This is a genomic window from Devosia geojensis, assembly GCF_000969415.1.
Taxonomy (GTDB): Bacteria; Pseudomonadota; Alphaproteobacteria; order Rhizobiales; family Devosiaceae; genus Devosia; species Devosia geojensis.
Genome location: NZ_JZEX01000101.1, coordinates 1 through 475 on the forward strand (window position 1 = coordinate 1; position 475 = coordinate 475).

1 protein-coding gene is annotated in these 475 nt (G+C 70.1%); it reads left to right on the forward strand.

Annotated elements, in window-relative coordinates; genetic code table 11:
• Positions 1 to 246 (forward strand): ATP-binding cassette domain-containing protein (locus VE25_RS09800; RefSeq protein ID WP_046108439.1); only part of this gene is annotated, 246 nt, incomplete at its 5' end.
• Positions 247 to 475 lie beyond the last annotated feature (229 nt).

Consider the following 475-nt stretch of genomic DNA (forward strand, 5'->3'; position numbering starts at 1 on the left):
GCCTACGGTGCGCTCAACGCCCTGCGCGATGTGTCGCTGCAGATCGCGGACGGCTACTTCGCCGTGTTCGCCGGGCCTTCCGGCTGCGGCGGTTCGCCCCTTCTCCGCCTCATCGCCCGGCTCGACCCGGTCACCGGCGCGGCCATAGCCATCGGCGGCACCGACCTGACCGCCCACCCGCCCGCCCCGCCGCGCGTCGCCATCGTGTTCCGCCACAATAGCCGTGCTTGTGCTGAACCCACCTGAGGCGCCGCCGTTAGTCGAGTGAGCCCCCTCTTCGCCTGCACACCAACCACGCGGTGTCAAATGCCCGGCCTCGTGATCCACCAGCCGCAGTTCTGCGGCCCCTTGCTGATAATCGATATCCTCGTCGGCGTCGGCCTCCGTTTCCCCTCGCCGCCCGAGTCGCTCTTCGGGTCCCGCCAGCCTGCGGTGCCCGCGTCTTCCCGATGGCGCTATCTGACTGCGCGGCCGA